Origin of the sequence: Chryseobacterium indologenes (genome assembly GCF_018362995.1) — a bacterium.
Classification (GTDB): domain Bacteria; phylum Bacteroidota; class Bacteroidia; order Flavobacteriales; family Weeksellaceae; genus Chryseobacterium; species Chryseobacterium indologenes_G.
This window is the reverse complement of sequence record NZ_CP074372.1, coordinates 2,201,256-2,223,512: the sequence shown is the minus strand read 5'-3', so window position 1 is coordinate 2,223,512 and position 22,257 is coordinate 2,201,256. Positions and strand designations below refer to the sequence as shown.

Sequence of the window (22,257 nt, the reverse complement as noted above, 5' to 3'; positions counted from 1 at the left end):
TCTTTAGCTGATTTTTCCCATGATTGCCTGATAGACTGAAGTTTAAAATTAGGTACCACAAAATAGAAAGTCTGTTCCAAAAAACGCTATATTTGATAGTTAGACTGAAAAGATATATGAATTTTATAGAATGCCATGAAGAACCTATCCATATTCCGGGTTCTATACAAAGTTTTGGTTATTTGATTGGCATTGATGCAGAGTCCCATACCATTACTTTTTTTAGCAGGAATATTTCGGATATATTTGATATCGGGAGTTCTCATGAACTATTCGGAAGAAAGCTTATTGACTTTCCGGGCAGTTTTCAAAGCATTATTGATTCAGAAATCTATACCTCACTGGATAAGTTTACCAGAAGAAAGAATGAAACTTATTTTGATAAAATTTTTATTGGTGATACAGAGTATCATTTTTCTGTTTTCAGAAGTGAGCTTTACATCTTTATGGAGTTTGAAAAGGTTCTGATTAATCCAAATAAACGGATTTCGAATAAGTACGATAACTTTTATATCATCGATAATGAAAAGGAGCTCTGGAATCATCTTCTGGAAACCCTGTCGAAGGTAGTGAACTACGATCGTATGATGGTCTACAAATTTATGATGGATGGTTCAGGAAAAGTAATTGCCGAGAAGAAAAATGAGAATATGGAAAGTTTTCTGGGACTTCATTATCCGGAATCTGATATTCCCAAACAGGCACGTGATCTTTATCTGAAAAAAAGAAAAAGAATCTTCAGCAATGTATATGCGGATACGGTTCCTATTTTAAGCAAAAGTCCTGAAAATATCGATCTTACTTTCTCTGCTTCCAGAGGAATGTCGCCTGTTCATGGGCAGTATCTTAAAAATTCAGGAGTGGCTTCCAGCTTCAGTGTTTCGATTATTATTGATGATCATCTTTGGGGATTGGTAACCTGCCAGAATGTAGAACCAAAGCATATTGACCTTGAGGACAGGGTACAGGCAGGAATTTTCACAGCTCTGGCTGCTAATGCCTATTCATCTTTTAAATCCAAGAGCGAGCTGAACTACCGTTTGGAACTGAATGAGAAAGTATCTCAGCTTAAAACGGAGTTTTTAAAACATAACAATCTGTTCGACTCTCTTATTGAGTGTAAGACGGAAATCAGAAACTTACCGGAGGCTGATGGCCTTGCTATTGTGTCAGATGAGAACATTATAACAGATGGTAAAACTCCCAATCCGGAAAGTATCAGAAGAATTGTACAATGGGCGCAGGAGAATACGAATGAAAAAATCTACGTGAGCCGCAACTTTCTCAAAGAACATGGTGATAAACTGGATTTGTCTGAAGATGTAGCAGGAATCGTTATTTATTTTATCGAAAGGGATAAAAACGAAATGTTGATCTGGTTCAGGAAAGAGTTTGACGAACACATCAACTGGGCCGGAAATCCTGAGAAAAAGATAGAAGTCTTTTCTCAAAACGGAGAGGAAAAGCAGATGATATCGCCGAGAACTTCCTTCCGTATTTTTACAGAAAATATCAAAGGGAATTCTAAAAGATGGAATTCCAGAAATGTAAGTGCCGTACAGGCTGTAAGAGATTTGATTTTAGAAACCTCTCACAAAAATTATAACGCCATCAAAAGGCTTAATGATGAGCTGAAAAAAGTAAATGACGAACTTGACAGTTTTTCTTATACGATTTCGCACGACCTTGGAACACCTCTTACGGTAATGAAACTGAATGCTCAAATGCTTTTGGGAAATCTTACCGATGATTCTGTAAAAAGCAAAACCAAGATCAATACGATTATTGAGGAAATAGATAATATGGCTGAAATGATGCATGATGTACTGCAGCTCAGCCGTGCGAAACATAGTGAAATACAGCTTGAAAACCTGAAAACGGCTCACACTATTGAGAAAATATCTCAAAATGCCAAGATGACCTATGGCAGTCCGAACAGTGAAATTATCATTAAGGAATGCCCGGATGTACTGGCTGATAAAACTATGCTTCATCAGGTTTTCCTGAATATCATCAATAATGCTGTGAAATATTCTTCTCACAAAGATCTTCCGAAAGTGGAAATTGAAGGAACAGAAGATGACCAGACTATTATTTACAGGATTTCAGACAATGGTATCGGTATTCCTGAAGAGGAAAAACATAAGATGTTTAAAATCTTCAACAGAATGGATAATGCCAAGAAATTCAAAGGAAACGGAGTAGGGCTGTCTATTGTATACCGCATTATGAAAAGGATAGGAGGAAATGTGGATTATGAAAGCAGCAGTGAGGGAACCTCCTTTATCTTAACGTTTAAAAAGCCTTATATTTGAGAAACTTTTAAAACGTTATTTATGGTATCAGAATATCTTAAACAGAATACGGCAGAGTATCACGATGCAGCAGAGAAACTTTTTAATTCTGAAAAGATTTTTAATAAAACTTTCACTTTGGAGGATTATAAAAAAATCATTCATACCAATTATCTGATACTGCTTCACAGTGAAGACAAAATCTTCCGCAGCCTTTCTGATAAATATGCAGAAAAACTTCAGCTTGAAGAAAGAAAAAAACTTTCCCTTATTGAAAAGGACCTGAAAAGCCTTTCTCTGGAAAATCAATCCGCTTCCCACAATCTTGAATTGAACAATGAGCATGAAGCACTTGGAGCGATGTATGTGATTGAAGGTTCTACACTTGGAGGAAACGTTATTGCGAAACAGCTTTCTAAAACGGAAGGTTTTGATGAGGTTACCTTCAACTTTTTCGGATGTTATCAGGAAAATACAGGGCCTATGTGGAAAAATTTCAAAGAGGTTCTGGATACGGAAGTCGCTGAAGAAAACTACCATGAAGTGCTTTCTGGTGCGAAAAAGCTGTACACCTTTTTACTGAACGTCAACTAATTTATTTTAATTCTAATTAAATTCCTGAAAAATTGCGCATTTTTTCAGGAATTGTTAAATTTGGGGAGTTTCAAATTTAAACTTAACTAACAAAAAATAATTTTAAAAAGTAACAATATGAAAGTAACTGTAGTAGGTGCAGGCGCTGTAGGAGCAAGCTGTGCGGAATACATCGCAATGAAGAACTTCTGTTCAGAAGTAGTTTTGGTAGACATTAAAGAAGGGTTTGCTGAAGGGAAAGCAATGGATTTGATGCAGACAGCATCTCTTAACGGATTTGATACAAAAATTACGGGTACAACAGGAGATTACAGCAAAACTGCAGGTTCTCATGTAGCAGTAATCACTTCAGGGATCCCAAGAAAACCTGGAATGACAAGAGAAGAATTGATCGGTATCAACGCTGGTATCGTGAAAGACGTTACTGAAAACTTAGTAAAACATTCTCCGGAAGTGATCATTATTGTGGTTTCTAACCCAATGGATACTATGGCTTACCTTGTACACAAGACTTCAGGTCTTCCTAAGCACAAAATCATCGGAATGGGTGGTGCATTAGACTCTGCAAGATTCAAATACAGATTGGCTGAAGCGTTAGAAGCTCCAATTTCTGATGTTGACGGAATGGTAATCGCTGCTCACAGTGATACAGGTATGCTTCCATTATTGAGCAAAGCGACAAGAAATGGTGTTCCTGTAACTGAATTCTTAAGTGAAGATCAACAAAAATATGTAATCGAAGAAACTAAAGTAGGAGGAGCTACTCTTACAAAATTATTAGGAACTTCAGCCTGGTATGCTCCAGGTGCAGCAGTTTCTGTAATGGTTCAGGCAATTGCATGTGACCAAAAGAAAATGATCCCTTGTTCTTTAATGCTTGAAGGGGAGTACGGACAAAACGATATCTGTTTAGGAGTTCCTGCTATCATCGGAGCAAACGGAGTAGAGTCAATTGTAAACGTAACATTGACTGCTGAAGAGCAATTGAAATTCGCTGAAGCTGCTAACGCGGTAAGAGAGGTGAATGGAGATCTTAAATTTTAATGATTACCAGCTTTTAAGCAGGAATTAAAATAGATAAAAACAGGCTGTTTCAATTTGAAACAGCCTGTTTTGTTTTAATGAATATTTGAATGTTGGGAAAGTTTCGGCGCGGCCACCGGCCGCGCCGAAACTTTTAATTATATAAAATTGCTAATAGAATATCACTTCGTTGCTTTCACAAAATTATTAATAGCATTTACAAATTCTTTATTTTTTTCGTAATACAAAAGGTGTCCACCATCAATGGAAACTACTTTCTGATTGGGAAACTGAAAGGTTTTATAATGCTGAGTTCCGACTGCTTTATCCTTTTTTCCCGTAATGATAAGAACAGGAACAGCAATCTCTTTTGTCATTGGAGCATAATCAGCGTAATATTCCGGAAAATCTTTAGGTTTTGAAATGACGGCCATTCCGAAGTCGATGATACGGGGATGGAGAGAATCTATCTTATCCATTTGTTTTATGGTTTCTATATCTTCGGTAAGGAATTTATACCCGATTCTTTTTTTTCTTAACGCACTGCTTATTTTTGAAAGTTCTGAAGAAAGGCTGTCTTTAGGAATTGCTCTGTTTTGTGTCTGTAAAAGACTGTTTCCATATTCAATCTGTTCTTTGACAGATTCATCATTCAGGAAGTGGAGTGTTACATTGGCAAGGATAAGCCCTTTGGTATGTTGGGGGTATTTTTTTGCATAACTGACTGCTATAATTCCGCCAAAAGAATGAGCCAGTAGGAAGATCTTTTTCAATTTAAGATGCTGTCTCAGTTCTTCAATATCCTGAATCATTTTGTTAAGGTGATAATTTTCAGAAGTGCCGGATTCGCCTGAGCCCCGCTGATCCATATAAATCATCTGCATATTTTTTTCCAGATTGTTTCCGCCCATCAATTCAAAAGAGGGATATCCCTGCCCAGGACCTCCGGGAATATAGAAACAGGCTTCTCCTTTTCCGGAGATTTTATATTTGATCTTTACATGATCTGGGGTTTCATAAAAGCCTTCAGAGGAATTATTCTGAGCTGAAATGACAGTCAGTGAAGTGAAAAAAAAGAGTAGGAGAGTAATTGTTTTCATAGTATTATAACAATTGTATGGGGTGTTTATTACTAAAATAACAAATTGTCAATGTTTAGCATATGAATGAGGCTTTGACAGCACATCAGATACATCTAGTCATTTGATCATATATATCTATTTGAAGATGCAAAATCTGCTTTTTTTCATCTTGAAAAGGGAACAACGGGAAAAATTGTGATAAAGTATTAGTTTATTTTGAAAAGAACTACTTTTATATTAACAAAAAACCACTGTTTTAGACTGCACCCAAAAGTTTAGACAAAATTAAATAATCTTTTGATAATAAAGAGTTCGATATTCTATCGGACTCTTTCCTTTTAAATTAAGTCTAATCCTGTCATTATTATAATAATGGATATATTTTTATTATTTCGCAAGTATTTTCGTTTTTCACACTTTTAACTACATTTGTATATACTACAATTGTATTATATCATCGTTATGAGCATCGGAAGAATCATCAAAAAAATAAGAGAAGATAAAGGGCTTATGCAGAAAGAAGTTTCTGCACATCTCGCTATCGGCAACAGCAATTATAATAAGCTGGAGAACGGCACAGAGAGTTATCAGTAGATGAGCTTTTAAAGCTTTCAAAGCTTTTTAATCTTACTGCAGATCAGATTCTGAATTATGAAAATATCATTCCCGAAGAAGTAACCATCGAAGATAAACCTGATTTTGAGAAGCTGCATTTAATTAATCAGCTTGATGAAGAAGATAGATCCATGATTTTTAAAATGGTGGATAAAATGCTTACTACCAAAAAATTTAAAGATTTCTTTAATAAAAATATTGCTGCATTATAATGAAAAAGTATATTCTAATATTAATTTCTTTATTTTTAATAAGTTGCAACTTTAATAAAACCTATCGCAATAGAGAGGAAGATAAACAATATGCTGGAAAAATAACTGAAAAATTTTATAGTCTTCTTAAAAAAGACAATAGAGAAGAAGCTTTTAAATTATTTGGAAATAAATTTTTCAAAATAACTAATAAAGAGCAGTTAAAACAAATGCTTGACATGATAAATAAAGATTGTGGTAACAGTATAGACACTATTGAATTAACCACATGGGAGACATTTGTATCTGTCGGAACTAATCCAAAATCGGACTATGTATTATTATATAAAGTAAATAGAAACATAAAAAATACTCAAGAAAAAATTACTTTACAAAAAAATAATGATTCTATTAAAATTGTAGGATATGATGTAAAAGCTATCCTTTAAAAAATTATATAATAAAAGCCAACTGTTAAAGTTGGCTTTTTTATTTATTTGCTTAATTTTTCACATCTACATGGAGATGGAGGACTTCCTATACTTGTTCTATCTAAATGCAAATAATAACTACTTGTCTTGTTTTCAATAAATAATGTCAAACTATCTTTCTTTTTAGAAACATAATCTCCTATTTTAATTTTATCCTTCCATTGAGAAAGAACCGGCAAACATATTTTACCAAAGTTCATATAAGGATACATATGATTTGTAGTATCTGCTATTTCTCCTAAGTATTTATATTTTTCCATTTCAATTGGTGAAAAATCATTCAAGAAAAGCTCTTCATCCGATTTAAAAAAATCAGGCATTCCTTTTTTTTCTAAATTAAAGTAGATAAACAAAAAAATAAAACCAATAAGTGAAATCAAAAACACTATTTTATTACTATTTTTCATATTTGCATTAATTTGAAATTATTTTTTTGCAGGAGTAGTCCAGAATAATTTAGTGGTACCATACTGATATGATCCTCCAAATCCTGTTGGATTGATACCTATACCTGCTGTAGTATATCCTGTCGGTCCTGAACCAAAATTACCCGGATTTAAATCTTTAAAATTAAATTTTTGATTTTCATCAGTCCCACCATAAGAGCCATTTAAAAAGAATGCAGTTGCGGAATATCCCATTCCACGCCCTTCAAAATCTCCAATTTTAAAATCATGATCTCCAGTCGAATTTACTGAATACATGCTTAGGGACGGACCTACATCAAAGCCTGTTCCATAGTTTATATTTACATAAAATGAATTTCCATTATCACCATCAGCAGCAACGTATCCTAATGCAGCAGACCATCCTTGACCAACTATGCAACTATATCTAATTTCTCCACCCATTCCTCCTGAACCGCTTGAAGCGTTTACCATTGCCTCCCAAGGCTCTCTAGATGTTATTGTTCTTCCTGCAACTGTAGTAGTAGAATAACCATTAGTAATAGTTTCTCCATTTCTTGTAATACTCCCATCATTATTTAACATGTTAGTATTTGTAATATTGCCTGATCCATTTTTTTCAATTACTGCAAGCTGTTTACCATCTGCTTTTTGAGTGAGGTTGGTTTCCCCTTTACGTTCTGCACTTCCATCATGCCATGCTATGTCTCCCGTTTCATTATTTTCGTACCAATCTTCTAACCTTCCATCAGGGTCAATAAACCTCATAGGGTTATCAAAAGCATAACGATACGGAGACCATGCTCTGTTTTTCTCCGCCAGCGGATCTGTGACACCCCATCTCCCAATATCCGGCATATACATCCTTGCCCCGTAATCATACATTCCACTTTCCTGCAATTCCTTTCCATTATACTTATAATTATACGGAACTCCTCCAAAAGGAGCAGGAACTATAAGCCCCTCCTGATGTTTTAATCCAAAAGGATAATAATTGTTGACATCAATAATTTCTACCCCACCACTGCCATTACTTTTGTAGCTCACTCTTACATTTCCTAAATGATCCGTGTAATTGTAAATATACTTATTTTCAGTAAAATCATAATACCCTTCGGAAGTAGGTACAAATTTTAATGCAGGAATGGTATAAAGAGAGGCTGAGGTATCATATGCATGCCTGTTATCATATTGGAACCCGTCCAGATAATTGGTTTCTATAGATCCGTTCATACTGTATGTTTTAGAGACTTTGGTTCCATCTGCCCTATACGTATAGCTGGTGTTGGAAATACCTATTAACCCTTCGTTAACTGAAATATAATTGGGAAGATTCAGGTAATTGTAAATGATCTTCATTTTTCTGTCAGGGTGATCTGTCATATTCCCATTAAGATTATACGCCATAGTTCCCTGTAATGCATTATATCCTGAACTGTTGTTAATAACTCCTGGAGGAAGGGTAATTTTGTCCAGTACATTACTTTTATCTCCATTCTGATAGTTATAGACCAGATCATCAATTTTCTCTGCTGTTGTTCCTCCGGCAGCAGGCCATGAAAATCTTTTTAAGGTTTTTATATTGCCATTGAGATCATAGCTCAGCTCTTCATTAAAATAATCATTCTGGGCGAGTGAAGAATTGGGCTGGGAATAAGCTCCTTTCAACATCCTGTTTAAAGCATCATACTGGTAATTGTATCTTTTCAGCCCCTCTGCACTGGAAATATTCCAATCAATCTCAGCGATGTTTCCATTAAACCTTCCGGATGAAGTATTGGTATACACAGGATTGTTGTACTTTATTTCATACCCGAATAATTTCCCATTCAGATTGGCAGGATCATTAATCTTGGTCATCCAGCCACGAATATTATATTGGTAAGCAATGGTCTGTAATGGGGAGGCTGCAGCTATTCCTCCTACTTTCTTAGATTCCAGCTGGGAAAGTTCATTGTATTTGTTTTGAGCAATGTATTCAACAGGATTACTTCCTATCTGATGAGTCTGGGTCAGAAGCCTGTTTTGGGAATCATAGGTAAATTTCTCTACAATGATCTTTTCAGGATCTGTACCAAGTCTTTTATGATAGGTGTTGGTCTGAAGAACAACCCCGGCAAAATCAAGCTTATTATTAATTACAGTATAGCCTCCCAGATAATTACGACTTCTTGATCCGATATTTCTTCCCTTGGTATCATACCAAAGGAAATTCCTTGTCCAATTGTCATCTTCAATATTTTTCACATAGGAAGCTGTAAGAAGTCCTTTAGTTGTTCTTTCCTGAGCTGGGTCATCCGTAAGAAGAGGCTGGGAAAATACATTGGTTACCGCTGGAGATCCTGCCGGATAAGTATCATAATAATTAACGCTTAATACCTGACTAACACCGGTAGGAGTCGAAAGCTTAGTATAATATACAGGCATCCCATTTAAGGTCCATCCTGCTGTAGCAGTCCTGGTTTCATATAAATTAGCATTGGCATTGATGCTGTTTTGCATTGATGCCCTGCTGGCAGCATTATTTGTGATCCCCGTATAAATGATTCTTCCAAACTGATCATATTTGGTAAAAAGCCATTGTCCTTTTCCTTTAAGCTCAGTATCCTGAGTCAAGATAAGTTGATCAGCTTTATTATAAACCATATATTCCCAGCCTTTTCCGGGTAGTTTCTTTTCTACCAGGCGGTTCCTTCCGTCATATTTATATTGGTAACATAAGTCATTAAGTACGGTATTGGGATCTGCTTCTACTGAAGCTTTAGGAGGAATCACATAAGCCAGTTGGTTATAATCATTGTAAACATAATAGGTATCTGCATTGTCTGTAGCACTGATTACCTTTCTGACCAATACTACCTGCCCCTGTCCGTTTTTGAACTCAATGGTTGAGTTGCCATCTTCATCGGTAACCGTATTTTTATACAGCTGTCCTACTCCGTAGGATCCGGATAAAGTGAGTTGGGAAGTAAAAGTGGTATAGTTAAAAGTGGCAGTGTATTTTTTTACTTCACCATCGGCATTGGCATCATACCCAAATTTTATAGGCTTGTTATCCCAGGCATTTCCCACTTGTTTCTGCTCCAGAATTCTGTCCAAAGGTGAGTTTTCCAAAACCTTTTCTGAATAGATCTTTTCATTACCATAGGTATTAGGATAAACACCCAAAGGCCCTGAATAATAGTTCCCGTTACTTGTGGAAAGCTGGGGAACAGGAAGATAGTCTTTAACCTGTCTTCCGAAAGGATCATATTCAATATGGGTCACAACATCTTTTCCCAAAGGTGAAGCTTGTAAGTTGATAATCTGCTTGGGTCTTCCCAATCCGTCAAAATACTGTACCGTTTCTAAGGATTTGGTAGCAGCTGTTCCATTATAATCTAAATATGTTTTGGTCTGAATATAATTTTCATTGCTTGAAATCGTGGAAAGCTGGGCATAGGCTATATTAGATAAGAGCAAGGCTCCTATTGGTATTATAAGTTTTTTCATCAGTTTTAGTTTTTATAATTGTATTTCATCTCCTTCAACACTTTGCCATTCACATCAATCACTTTTTCAAGCCTGTTAGCCGAATCATAAACATAGCTTTCTCTAATTCCGGATGGTGAAGTGATACTTCTTACTCCTACTAAAGGATCGTAAGTGTAAGTAGTGATCTGATAACCGGATAATGCTGTATTACTCCTGAAGGTATTCAATGCTGATAAAAATGCAGTCTCGTCATTACCAGTAGCTGCTGATGCATCTGTATTGGAAGCATTAACAATGGAATCAATTAAGGACTGCTGGATATCTGTTAATTTAGCTCCTTCTATCTTAGCAATTGGCTGAGTCTGATTATACCCCCAGATAATTACGGTAGAAATACCATCTTTTGTGGTATACTGCTGTAAGTTTCCTTTGGTGTCATATTTATCATAGGTAATATCTGTTGACGGAGTATTCTGAAGATCATAGGACAATCCTGAACTTGGAAATAAATTAGAAGGATCATCATATTTGGTTTCTACTTGAGAGAGTATTTTACCATTGAAAGTTTCTTTTTTCTCCAATAGATATTTATAAATATTTTTATCAAGCAACTTGTTCAACAGTTTAGTCTGAGGATAGTAATAATAGGTTTCCTTTACCCCAGTTTCTGTAGTTTCTTTAGTATAATCTACATTGAAGTCAAACTTATTTATTTGTGTCTCTTTTAAAGAAGTAATAAATCTGTTTTGAGGATAATAAAGTGTATTTGTGATTTTGTGATTTCTGATATATATAGGATTAAGTTTCAGATATCCCCCAGCCTGTTCTACCATGATCGGGGCAGCAGATAAGGTTTGGGTAGTATATTCATGACTCTCCGAAACTATCATTTGGTTGGCTGAGTCAAACATCTCTTTCTTTTTTAACAGCCCACTATTGTTAATATCCTCCATGTAATCGAGATTATCCGGCTGACTAGTAGTCATTGAAGGGTTTATGTCATCTATACCAAGGAAAGTATATTTAGTGTATCCTCCATCACTGTCAACTTCTTTTACATTTTTATAGATAATATTCCTGTTGAGTTCATATCCTCCATATATCGTTATAAAATCAGAACTTTTCTTAAAGCTATTAAATGGAGAAGGTACACCACTGGAACCGTTGATATCCGAAAATTTTTCATAATAATAGGTTTTAGAATTAGAAGGTTTTACTGAAGATTCAGAATTAAAAGTTTCTATACTTTTGATTCTTACCCCATATTTACTTACATAGCTCTGGGGATGCTCAGCCTCTGTTCTTTCTGCAACTGATAAGTGTCCGACTCCTGTGGTATTTCCTCCAATAGTAATAGTATGAGATCCCGCCAAGCCTACAGGCATATATATTCTTCCATAACCATCAGCAGTCTGCATTAATGGGAAGCTATCTACAAGAAAAGTAATATTAGGAATTGCTTCAGGATCAAGCAAAGGATTCGGATCATAACCATACACCTGAAAACAAAAGATAAGTTCTCTAAAGTCATCCTGAGGTTTCCCGGTAGTTGTTACATTAAAAGTAAAAGTGCCATTTATTTTTGTATCAAAGTCGAAAGAGGTAATAGGTTTAAAGTAATAAGATTCTTTCCCACTTAAATGCCCTGATCCCCACATCCAGGATGGCATTTCAAATTGATTAGACTCGAAATTATATTTAACATAGCCTTTGGTAGGCAATATCATTTTTGACAGACTTCCAATGGCAGAATATTTGGGATTATCTATCCACTCTCTTATTGGCTCAGGATCAGTAGGACATACATCAAACCCAAAATTAGATGACGGTCCATAATTCCTGTCTGTTCCTGTTGTATTATAAACAAATGAGCGGGTTTCAATTTCATTCCCCTGACTACTTTTTTTAATAATCTTATCAAGTGTTCTCGTATTATAAGTAACCGTATTACCTAGCTCATATTTATAATAGGCAAAACCACCATATTCCAAATCGAGTTGCTGTACAAGCCTGTTTTGTGTATCTTTTAATTCTACTTTTTTGATAAGATAACTATCAGCCAGATTAGTAGTATTAGACTTGTATCTATTCTCAGGAAAATAATCATATTCAAGATTGATCACTCCATAATCTTTAGAAGTGATTTTTTTAGGCTTGTAATCAACCATAGAGAGTTGATATTCTGAATAAGGATATTCTGCGTAATCAATATTAATAATTTCCTGATTATCTACATCTAGTACTTTTGTTAAATAATATGCCCCAGTAAAAACTTCATTGTAATAATTATCAATGACTTTAACTATTTTGTTAAAAATATATTTATTTCCATATTCATCGGTGATTTTAAAATCTAAAATATCATAAAATTTATTTGGTGAATTGGTAAATTCTATTTTTTCTTTTGAGGTTCCTAAGTTCTGAACAATAATAGTATTACCGATTTTTCTGAAAACAAATTTTCCGGACATTCCAAATGCATTAAAGTAAAAGATATCATCAAATTGAAATAAATCCATATTCATCTGAGGATTATTAGCTGCTCTTTCATCCCAAGCTCCAATGCTTACTTTGGAAATGGCATTATTAACATTCATCAGACTCCATCCCAAACCGACATCTGAAGATTTTTGAAATCGGGCTGAATTTTTTACATGATAAGACATTCCCAGATTAATATTTACATTCTTATTTCTTGTGGGAAGACCAAAAACAGGTACATCTATTTTGGGAATACCTGTTGAAATATCAACAGGGGTATCTACATAAGTTGATAAATAAGAAAGAGTGGGTATAGGTTTGTCGAATTCTGTAGGACTTTGTGCTTTCAGGCATATACAAAATTCCAACAAAAGCAAAATAACGTATTTTCTCATGTGTATTATTTCTTGATTAATTTGGCATTCGCCGTTTTATTGTTATCCGTTTTTATGGTCACCAGATAAGCTCCCTGCACTAACGCCTGAGTATTGATCTTAGTCACCTTGTTCTTGGTTTTTATATTTTGAAGCTGTCTTCCACTCATATCATACAAAAGAATATCTGCATCTTTAAAATCAAAACCAATTTCTACATAAGCATAATCTGATACTGGATTCGGATAGATTTTAATATCATATTTTTCAATCAGCTGATTAATTTGTTTGTCTCCCAGCTTTACAATTTTCCAATTCTCTTTACCCAATTCTTCTGCACTGGTTCCGGCCATAACAATAGAACCGTCTCTATTAAGCTTTAAGTCGGAAAGTCTCTCCTCTTTCTTTCTGGATTCTCCTTTTACATGTTTTCTCCACTGCTCATTTCCATTCTGGTCCAAATACAGCATCCAGAAGGTTTCATCATCAGTTTGCATTCTTCCTTCAGCCTGGGTGTAACCTCCTAATAAGATTCCTTTGGAAGATTTATCATCTGCAGAATGAAGGACGCTCATTCCCATCAAAACATCACGGTTTTTGAAATTGTAGGACTTCTGCCACTGTTCATCGCCTCTTTCGTTTAATGAAATCAACCAAAGGTCAGTTCCTTCTTCCAATCCAACCGTTTTGTTCCCTGATCTTTCTGATCTGGATTCTCCACCAATGATGAAGCCATTTGAAGTTAAAGCCAGAGTTCTGATATGATCATCATCTTTCCCTCCAAAATTCTTTTCCCATTCTACTTTTCCGTTTTTGTCTAACTTGACAATCCAGTAGTCACCTTCACCAAAGTTTTCAGTTTGTTTCGAGTTTCGGGATAAGGGATTCGAATTTTGAACGTTTGATACCGAACCCGCATCTCGCATCCCGGAACTCCTGGAATAAATACCTAATAATGCTCCTCCATCTTTCGTTGGAATCATCTTTTCTACTTCGTCTAAGCCTTTTCCGCCTAAGATTAATTGGGAGAGCTCTTTTCCGTTTTTATCTAGTTTTGTGATCAGAACGTCTTTAGAGCCATAACCTTTTGAAGAGTTTTGAACATTCCCTGCAACAAAGAATCCTAAATCTGTAGTTTGGATAACAGCTCTGGCTTCTTCGTCTGAAGAGCTTCCTAAAGTTTTCTGCCATAATTCATCACCAAATTCATTGATTCTGATCAGCCAGATATCTGATCCTCCTTTTGATTCTTCTTTTTTATCTAATCCTTTTCCGGAATAAGAGGTTCCGGCTAAAAGAAATCCGCCATCCTGTGTTGTGACTGTAGCTGATAAATAATCATGATTGGATCCCGAGAAGTATTTTTCCCAGGCTTCTTCTCCCTGCTGGTTCAATTTTACCAGATGAAAATCGTAACCATTATTTTGCTTGCTGCCTGAGGCTTGCTGCTTATCGCTTTGGATAGAGCTTCCCGTTATCAGATACTGCTGATCGATTGTTGTAGTAACCTGGCTAAGAAAATCCTGAGTAGAGGATTTGATGTCTTTCTGCCATACCACTTCCTGAGCAGAGATACCCAAGACCGTGCATAAAATGAATGCACCGATATAGAATTTTTTCATTCCAATGTTGTTTTCTGAGTTAGTAATTAGTTTATTAAAACTGTGCGAATTTAACACTTTTTAAGACATGAAAATCACAAAGTTGCGATTTAACATAAATCTTACTATTTATTATTAAATCCACTTTATTATATTGACATTTGTTTTATTTAAATGCAAAATTATCTACACACAACGACAGAACGTGTCGTGTTATTTTATGATTGTAAAATAATCTTTTTCGTATTTTAAATTAAAAAGACACTTGATCAAGTGTCTTTTGGTTAAATTATTATTGAATGATTTTTCAAAGTTCTATAATTTTCTCAAATAATTCTGGATAGCTAATGACCAATCCACTTTCATCCACTGAAACTTCGGCTTTAAAATCATTTTCAATATTTTCATACAGATATTGATGAGATGTTGTCCTTGTATATTGCTGTTGTACAGGTCTGATATGCTGGTTGAGTACATCAATGTAAATAACATCTATTTTTTGAGAACTGTTCTCTGCAAGGTTTAAATTATTTATGGGCAGCGTATTGGTAAATGGAGTCAAAGAAATATCAATAAACTTGAAATGATTGAATTTAGGATTTATAACATTATTGATTGTCCATTGATCCTGAAGCCTTTTTCCTGCTAACATTGTTTTAACCTTATTGACTTCAGATTCGATCAGGAAATTCTGAACGATCCAGTTTTTATCAATGAACATTCTGTAGTCCACCGTATAGATTTTATCTTTATAACAACCTATGATTCTTGATTCTACGTTATAACCTTTATCATCAGACTGTACATTAAAATATTCAAGGGATTGATAAAGTATTCCTTTCCAGATCAACGTTTTCATATACTATTATTTTTTGTGTGATTAGATTTTTGAATGGTAATTTCAACGGGTAATCCTTCGTTTCCGGATTCTGCTTAATGTTTCTCTTGCTACTCCCAGAAATGAAGATAGCTGGGTAAGGGATATGCGTTGCAGCATTTCAGGATATTTGGCTTCAATATACTCCAGTCTTTCCTGTGCTGTATAGAGCTTGAATAGATTTGAAAATTCTTCCTGCCTGGAGGCAAACTGACGAATACAATGGCGTCCCAATGTTTCAATTTCAGGAGTCTTGGCGGCAGCTTCAAATAATTTAACCTTATCAAAAATAACAGCATGAATTTCTTCACAAGCAATGATATTGAATTCAGATTGCTGCCCGCTTCCAAAACTGTTGATATTGGTTGCTATTTCGTTTTCAAAGAAAAATCCGGTATTTTTTATAACTCCTTCTATTTCGTAATAGCTTTTACAAAATCCTTTATCAATGTAAAATAGAGAACGGCAGATTTGACCTTCCTGTAACATCAGTTCCTTTTTCTTGTAATGTCTTTCCGAAAGGGCAGGTTTGAGCATCATCCAGCTCTCGTCAGAAAAAGGAGTAAGGGATCTGATATATTTTAAAAGATTTTGCATGAAATTGTGTGATCCTGTTTTTGCGAAAGTAATGAAATTGGAGGAGATTACTTCTATGAGTATGTTTTTCTCGGATATGAGCCATAAAAAAGAGCGGTAAAAACCGCCCTCCACAAGATTTTATCTAACAAATTTATTACATATAAACACAACCGCATCCGGTTTCCCATTCCTGGCAAAGACGCATCGGTTCATTACAGCCAGGGTTGCCACCGCCACCGCCGGAAACTCTGTAACAAGTACCATCGCTGCAATAGTATGAACCTACTGTTGGAGGACAATTACCATCCATGTCACATAATGCATAAGGAGTATCACCACCACTTATGAGCACAAGCTGGCTTCTCTTTAGTTTTTTGAAATTTTTCATAGTAATAATCTTTAATTTGTTGATTACTAATATATAGAAAAATTAGAACACCAACAAGTGTTTTAATAACGGGGATTAAATATTTTATAATAATATCTTTTTATCAGGTTTACTCCACATCTAAGGTCATGAAAAGAGCAATCTCGTCCGGATTATTGTATAATCTTGTGTTCAGCCCGGTAATATTGAATCCCATTCTTCTGTAAAACTGAATAGCCGGATAGTTGGTATTCTGTGTTTCCAGTTCGATAACTCTGCAGTTTAATCTGCGGGCTTCCTTAATGGCACTTTTAATCAGCATAATCCCGATTCCCTGCCGTCTGTATTTTTCGTCAATCAGTATGTTTTCTATGTACAGACTGTTGTTCCATGTTCTGTGCTCACAGATGATCCAGCCCGCAAGCTCTTCACCAACAAAAGCACCGAACGAATTTTCCTGTTCTATAAGACTATTCAGTTCTTCAAATTCTTCAGAAGTAGTCTCCCAGTTTTTGGTATAAGGTAAAGTTTTTTCTTTTAGGCTAAACTCGAAAGAACCTCCAAACTCAATAGAGGAAACCGAATAAATTCTGTCCGTTGTATAGCCGTTATGTCCCCAGTTTATACTTGGATCGGTAGCTTGTTTTTGTAATTTTCTTATTTCCACATCAGATATTTTAAGCTTATTGAATTTTAGTACAGATCTCTACCAGGTAATTATTGGGATCTTTGATATAAGCTGTTTTTTGTCCCCAAGGTTTTACAGCAATATCTTCATACAGTTCAGCACCATTTTTTATTGCTTTTTCCACCAAAGCTTCTACATCATCAGTAACAAATCCCAGTTCCATTCCAAAAGGTTTGTCTTCCGTTTTTGAAGTTAAGAACCCTTTTTTAATATTGGACCCTGCGAGACTTACAGCTGCAAATGACAGAGTGGTTTCTCCGGTCAGCAGTTCTCCATAATCTTTTTCAGGAGTGATGAATTTTATTTCAGAACCGAAGGTATTTTTATAAAAGTTCATAGACTGTTCTACATCTTCCACATACAGAATGACATATTTGAATTTGATCATAGTATTGAATTAAAATGGTTTTATTTTTTATTTAAAATATATTCTTCATCTATCATGAGTTTGATATGAGGTCCTTGTAAAGGATATTCTTTAAAGCTTCCGAAGTGTCCGAAATGAAGAGGATATTTCTGAGTAAGCTGCCGCACTTTACTTCCAAAAGAATTGATATCAACCTTTTGAACAGATTCCTTTTTCTGTCTGCCATTGGTGAAAAAGAGCATCAGATTACAATGATCTTTAAAATCGAAATCATTATAGTAAAATACATTGAGATTTTCTTCTTTACCTATCCGCACTAAATCATCAATAAGGATTTGTTTGTATTGCAGAGGCAGATTACAATCAATTCTAGCAGCGTAATTTTCTGCATTGCTTTTCCTGAAGTCTGAACCTACCATCTGAATGAAACGGTGTTCTATATTTTTGAATTCTTCTCTTTCCGGAGCATAGCTTTTGCTGGATTGGATGGTAAAAGGAATACTGGAATCTAACAATTCAGCACGTTCGCGAATCAACAGCTCTTCTATTTCTTCCGCCATTTGAAAATGAAAATCAAAGAGCTGATAATCTCCGATATTGATGATCAGCTGGTTTTCATTGATATTCAAGTGCAAATAAGTTTTTTTGAAACGCTCTTTCAATGCTGCCAGCTTTCCGATAAAATCATCCGTATTTTCTACCTCAACTCTTGCTGCCAGTTCTGCTGGATTATCAGCATGTCCGCCATATCCCGGATGAAATTTGAAGAATTTAAAGTCATATAAATCATTTGGAAATTTGAAATACCAGTATACGCCTAAAATCATGAAAGATTGATTGATGAATTGTACAATAATCAAAATTAAATAAAATTTCACACTCCAAAACTTTCAAAACCCTTAAATTTGTTGTCAATAAAAATTTACTTGGATGCTTAGGAACATTTCAATTGCGGCAGCTACTTTTTTGTCCGTAGTTACAATCAATGCACAGAAGAACAAAAATACCCAACTGGAAAGACCCAAATTAGTCGTAGGTCTGGTAGTAGACCAGATGCGTTGGGACTATTTATACCGTTTTTATGGTAAATATGGAAATGACGGTTTCAAAAGACTTTTGAATACAGGATATTCTTTGAATAATGTACACATTCCTTATGTTCCTACCATTACAGCTTTGGGACACACGTGTATCTATACAGGTTCCGTACCGGCTATTCACGGAATTGCAGGAAATGACTGGACGGATAAAGAAACAGGAAAAGGAGTATACTGTACTGCGGATGAAAGCGTTCAGCCCGTAGGAACAACCAATGTGAAAACCGGAAGCCATTCTCCAAAAAATCTTTGGTCTACTACGGTGACTGACGAATTGAGATTAGCAACCAACTTCCAGGGAAAAGTAGTCGGAGTTTCTTTGAAAGACCGTGCTTCTATTCTTCCTGCAGGACACACTCCAAACGGAGCATTCTGGTTTGATGACAGCACAGGGAATTTCATTACCAGTACATGGTATATGAATGATCTTCCTCAATGGGTGAAATCATTCAATTCTCAGAATCTTCCTGAAAAATTAGTAGCCAACGGCTGGAATACTTTACTTCCAATCAATCAATATACGGAAAGTGCACCGGACAATTCTTCTTGGGAAGGACTGCTGGGAAGTGCAAAAACACCTACTTTCCCTTACAGTAATTTAGCAAAGGATTATCAGGCTAAAAAAGATAATATCCGTTATACACCTTTTGGAAATACGCTGACATTGAAGTTGGCAGAGGCTTCTGTAGAAGGTGAAAAACTGGGTGGAGATAATATCACAGATTTCTTAGCGATCAACCTTGCATCTACTGATTATGCAGGTCATAAATTCGGACCGAATTCTATTGAAGTAGAAGACGTTTACATCAGATTAGATCAGGATTTAGCTGAGTTCTTCAATTATTTGGATTCAAAAGTAGGAAAAGGGGAGTACACTGTTTTCCTTTCTGCGGATCATGGTGGAGCGCATTCTGTAGGATTCCTTAAAGAACATAAAATACCAACAGGTTTCTTTGGTGAAGATGCAGAAAAAAATCTGAACCAGAAGCTGAAAGATAAATTCGGAGCTGATAAACTGATTAACGCGATTGATAACTATCAGATTTATTTTGACAGAAAAGTATTAGCTGACAGTAAGCTTGAACTGGATGATGTAAGAAACTTTGCTGTAAAGGAAATTGAGAAAGATCCTACGGTTTTATATGCAGTTTCTGTAGATAAAGTTCAGGAGGCAAGTATTCCGGAACCCATCAAACAAAGAATTATCAATGGAATCAACAGACAGAGAAGTGGAGATATCCAGTTGATTTCTCATGATTCTATGCTTCCTCCATATTCAAAAACAGGTACTACCCACAGTGTTTGGAATTCTTATGATTCACATATTCCATTGATCTTTATGGGTTGGGGAGTTAAGCAGGGAGAAAGCAACAAGGCTTACCACATGACAGATATTGCACCTACGGTATCTTCTCTATTGAAAATTCAGTTTCCAAGTGGAAATGTAGGAAACCCAATTACGGAAGTTATTGGTAAATAATTGGTAAATAATTGTATACGATTATTCTATGATACATGGCTGCTTTCAACCGAAAGCAGCTTTTTTTGTGAGTTATTACTTCAAATTCTCAATCTGATACACTCTCATTTCACTTTTTGGCAAATACATATAAAAAACTATCTTTGCAAAAATTTTGGTTTCCAGTATTTTGGAATGAAAAGGGAATCGGGTGTAACTCCCGGACTGTCCCCGCAACTGTAAATCGCAATAAAAGTTTCTGCAAACAGCCACTGTCTAAAACGGGAAGGAGCAGAATGCGAAAGTCAGGAGACCTGCCGGAATTATAATAAAAAAACATATTGCTTTCGGAGGAAAAGTAAAAAAGTATGGATATAAAAAGATCTTTAGTACTGCTTTTTTCATCTTATGGCTGTTTTCTTTTTGGACAAGAGAAAACCATTGACACTATTTATGTCTTCGACAACCAGATGAATAGGGTGAAACTTTTTCATCCCGTAAAAATAATTTCGGCAGAAGAGGCCGAGAAAAACTCCAGTAATCTTTCTGAACTTCTGAGATTTCAATCCCAGGTATTTATCAAAGAAAATGGCCGTGGAGCTGTTTCTTCACCTTCTTTCAGAGGAACTACTGCCCAGCAGACCGCATTTGTATGGAATGGAATTAATATCAACTCAAGTTTCTTAGGGCAGGGAGATATCAATAATATTGCTTTGTTCGGATATGACCAGATCGGGATAAAAGCCGGAGGAGGAAGTGTGGTGTACGGAAGTGGTGCTATCGGGGGAAGTATTCACCTTAATAATACCCTTGATTTTAATAAAGGCTTCCATGGTTCTTTATTTTCTGAAGTTGCTTCTTTTAATACCTATAATAATTTTGTAAAAGGTTCTTACAGCAATGATAAGTTCAGTTTTAAAGCTTCAGGAAATTATTCTGTTAGCGAAAATAATTATGAGGTAAGTGATCTGAATTACATCAACAGAAACGGGAATTATTACAATACAACATTTAATGTAGGAGCATCCTATAAAATGACGGATGATCATAAAATTTCTTGGCAGAGCCAGTTCTTTGATTCTTCACAACATTATTCTGTGTATGAAGAAACGGGAACAAAAACAAAATATAAAACTCAAAGTGTAAGAAGCCTTCTTTCCTGGGACTGGAACAAAGCAAAGTTTAGTAACTCCCTTAGAGCAGCCTATACAGAAGAGAATTTTCAGTATTTCGGTTCTTTAAATCTGCCTAAATCAAGTGGCGGAACAGGGAAAAATTACATCTTTAAAAATGATTTCAATTATTTCCTGAATTCTAAGTGGAATTTTAATATTATCGGAGAATTTCAGATCAACAAAGGAGAAGGGTATGCGAGCGGAATATCCAGTGTCAGCAGAAATGTTGGTTCCATTTCCGGACTGTTGAGGTATTTTGCAACGAAAAACCTGCGTTTTGAAGGTGGGTTCAAGAAAGATTTTGTGGAAGATGTGAAGTCACCGCTGATGTATTCATTCTCCGGAAAATGGAGTGCTGCAAAATGGTATGATGTAAGCGTTAACGTATCAAAAAACTTCAGATACCCGTCATTTAATGATATTTATTATGAACCGGGAGGAAATAAAGAGTTGAGACCGGAAACCTCTACCCAGGTAGATATGACGAATGAGCTCAAAGTGGGAGATTTCAGACTTACTTTGTCTCCGTACTATATGAACATCACAGATCTTATTGCATGGCTTCCAACGGCCAAAGGATACTGGCAGGCATTCAATGTCAATAAAGCTGAATCTTACGGATTAGAATCTCAGCTGTCATTTAGTAAACAATTGGGTAATCATAAATTCAGGGCGAATGCAGGATATTATTACGCAAGATCTATCGATAAAGAAACACAGCTGCAGAGACCTTATGTGCCTATGCATAGAGGAAGTGCCAATATAGATTATGAATATGGTTTCTTTAAGTTTTTTGCACAGGGACTGCTAAATGGTGTTACCTATACCACAAGTGATGAAAAGAGATCAGATGCCATAGATCCTTATTTTCTTTTGAATATGGGTGTTTCAGCAACTTTAGCGAAAAAATATACCTTAGGATTTAAAGTGAATAATGTAACAAATACCTACTATAAAACGGTTTCTTTTTATCCTTTACCGAAAAGAAATTATAGTGTATACGCAGCAATAAATTTTTAAT

The 22,257-nt window shown here is 35.5% G+C and carries 19 protein-coding genes and 1 riboswitch; of the genes, 7 read left to right on the top strand and 12 right to left on the bottom strand.

Annotation, left to right across the window (positions count from 1 at the left end):
- Positions 1–116: 116 nt before the first annotated feature.
- The 3 genes from DYR29_RS09965 (at position 117) to DYR29_RS09955 (ending at position 3,932) form a co-directional block, all read left to right on the top strand.
- A complete protein-coding gene (locus tag DYR29_RS09965; protein WP_213280350.1) occupies positions 117–2,315 on the top strand; it encodes an ATP-binding protein in 2,199 nt (732 codons plus the stop codon).
- 21 nt (positions 2,316–2,336) lie between these two features.
- Positions 2,337–2,888, top strand: coding sequence for a biliverdin-producing heme oxygenase (locus tag DYR29_RS09960; RefSeq protein WP_213280349.1), 552 nt, complete (start codon positions 2,337–2,339; stop codon positions 2,886–2,888).
- 117 nt (positions 2,889–3,005) lie between these two features.
- Positions 3,006–3,932 carry a malate dehydrogenase gene (locus DYR29_RS09955; RefSeq protein ID WP_047420928.1) on the top strand — a complete coding sequence of 309 codons (927 nt, stop codon included), beginning with the start codon at positions 3,006–3,008 and terminating at the stop codon, positions 3,930–3,932.
- A gap of 161 nt (positions 3,933–4,093) precedes the next feature.
- Here the strand turns inward: DYR29_RS09955 and DYR29_RS09950 are convergent, their stop codons facing one another.
- Together DYR29_RS09950 and DYR29_RS23025 are read right to left on the bottom strand one after the other, a co-directional pair.
- Positions 4,094–5,011, bottom strand: a complete 918-nt coding sequence (locus tag DYR29_RS09950; protein WP_213280348.1) for an alpha/beta fold hydrolase — start codon at positions 5,009–5,011, stop codon at positions 4,094–4,096.
- 267 nt (positions 5,012–5,278) lie between these two features.
- The gene (locus DYR29_RS23025) at positions 5,279–5,347 is read right to left on the bottom strand and encodes a hypothetical protein (RefSeq protein WP_425394635.1); all 69 of its coding nucleotides are present in this window, start codon (positions 5,345–5,347) and stop codon (positions 5,279–5,281) included.
- Between the two features lie 108 nt (positions 5,348–5,455).
- On the opposite strand from DYR29_RS23025, the gene DYR29_RS22840 reads away from it, so the two are divergent.
- Positions 5,456–5,587, top strand: a complete 132-nt coding sequence (locus DYR29_RS22840) for a helix-turn-helix domain-containing protein (protein ID WP_249413666.1) — start codon at positions 5,456–5,458, stop codon at positions 5,585–5,587.
- Between the two features lie 232 nt (positions 5,588–5,819).
- Complete coding sequence (locus DYR29_RS09935) at positions 5,820–6,248, top strand: hypothetical protein (RefSeq protein WP_213280347.1); 429 nt, start codon at positions 5,820–5,822, stop codon at positions 6,246–6,248.
- A gap of 44 nt (positions 6,249–6,292) precedes the next feature.
- Here DYR29_RS09935 and DYR29_RS09930 read toward each other — a convergent pair whose 3' ends face one another.
- The 10 genes from DYR29_RS09930 to DYR29_RS09885 all read right to left on the bottom strand — a co-directional run bounded on the left by DYR29_RS09930 (position 6,293) and on the right by DYR29_RS09885 (position 18,332).
- Positions 6,293–6,697: a hypothetical protein gene (locus DYR29_RS09930; protein ID WP_213280346.1), complete on the bottom strand. Its 405-nt coding sequence runs from the start codon at positions 6,695–6,697 to the stop codon at positions 6,293–6,295.
- 18 nt (positions 6,698–6,715) lie between these two features.
- Positions 6,716–10,189, bottom strand: a complete 3,474-nt coding sequence (locus DYR29_RS09925; protein WP_213280345.1) for a DUF6443 domain-containing protein — start codon at positions 10,187–10,189, stop codon at positions 6,716–6,718.
- A gap of 5 nt (positions 10,190–10,194) precedes the next feature.
- Positions 10,195–13,047, bottom strand: coding sequence for an RHS repeat protein (locus DYR29_RS09920; protein ID WP_213280344.1), 2,853 nt, complete (start codon positions 13,045–13,047; stop codon positions 10,195–10,197).
- 5 nt (positions 13,048–13,052) lie between these two features.
- A complete protein-coding gene (locus DYR29_RS09915) occupies positions 13,053–14,648 on the bottom strand; it encodes a T9SS type A sorting domain-containing protein (protein ID WP_213280343.1) in 1,596 nt (531 codons plus the stop codon).
- A gap of 286 nt (positions 14,649–14,934) precedes the next feature.
- Positions 14,935–15,486 carry a putative glycolipid-binding domain-containing protein gene (locus DYR29_RS09910; RefSeq protein ID WP_213280342.1) on the bottom strand — a complete coding sequence of 184 codons (552 nt, stop codon included), beginning with the start codon at positions 15,484–15,486 and terminating at the stop codon, positions 14,935–14,937.
- Positions 15,487–15,528: 42 nt separating this feature from the next.
- Positions 15,529–16,101, bottom strand: a complete 573-nt coding sequence (locus tag DYR29_RS09905) for a Crp/Fnr family transcriptional regulator (RefSeq protein ID WP_213280341.1) — start codon at positions 16,099–16,101, stop codon at positions 15,529–15,531.
- Between the two features lie 136 nt (positions 16,102–16,237).
- Positions 16,238–16,471, bottom strand: coding sequence for a hypothetical protein (locus DYR29_RS09900; protein ID WP_213280340.1), 234 nt, complete (start codon positions 16,469–16,471; stop codon positions 16,238–16,240).
- A gap of 109 nt (positions 16,472–16,580) precedes the next feature.
- Positions 16,581–17,117: a GNAT family N-acetyltransferase gene (locus tag DYR29_RS09895; RefSeq protein WP_213280339.1), complete on the bottom strand. Its 537-nt coding sequence runs from the start codon at positions 17,115–17,117 to the stop codon at positions 16,581–16,583.
- A gap of 16 nt (positions 17,118–17,133) precedes the next feature.
- Entirely contained in the window at positions 17,134–17,526 is a 393-nt protein-coding gene (locus DYR29_RS09890) for a VOC family protein (protein WP_213280338.1), read from the bottom strand.
- A 20-nt stretch (positions 17,527–17,546) separates the two neighbouring features.
- The gene (locus DYR29_RS09885; RefSeq protein ID WP_213280337.1) at positions 17,547–18,332 is read right to left on the bottom strand and encodes a hypothetical protein; all 786 of its coding nucleotides are present in this window, start codon (positions 18,330–18,332) and stop codon (positions 17,547–17,549) included.
- Positions 18,333–18,435: 103 nt separating this feature from the next.
- Between DYR29_RS09885 and pafA the strand changes: the two genes are divergently transcribed.
- Both pafA and DYR29_RS09875 read left to right on the top strand, forming a co-directional pair.
- A complete protein-coding gene (pafA, locus tag DYR29_RS09880; RefSeq protein ID WP_213280336.1) occupies positions 18,436–20,082 on the top strand; it encodes an alkaline phosphatase PafA in 1,647 nt (548 codons plus the stop codon).
- Between the two features lie 138 nt (positions 20,083–20,220).
- Positions 20,221–20,397, top strand: a riboswitch (cobalamin riboswitch).
- Between the two features lie 32 nt (positions 20,398–20,429).
- Positions 20,430–22,256, top strand: a complete 1,827-nt coding sequence (locus tag DYR29_RS09875) for a TonB-dependent receptor plug domain-containing protein (RefSeq protein WP_213280335.1) — start codon at positions 20,430–20,432, stop codon at positions 22,254–22,256.
- Position 22,257 lies beyond the last annotated feature (1 nt).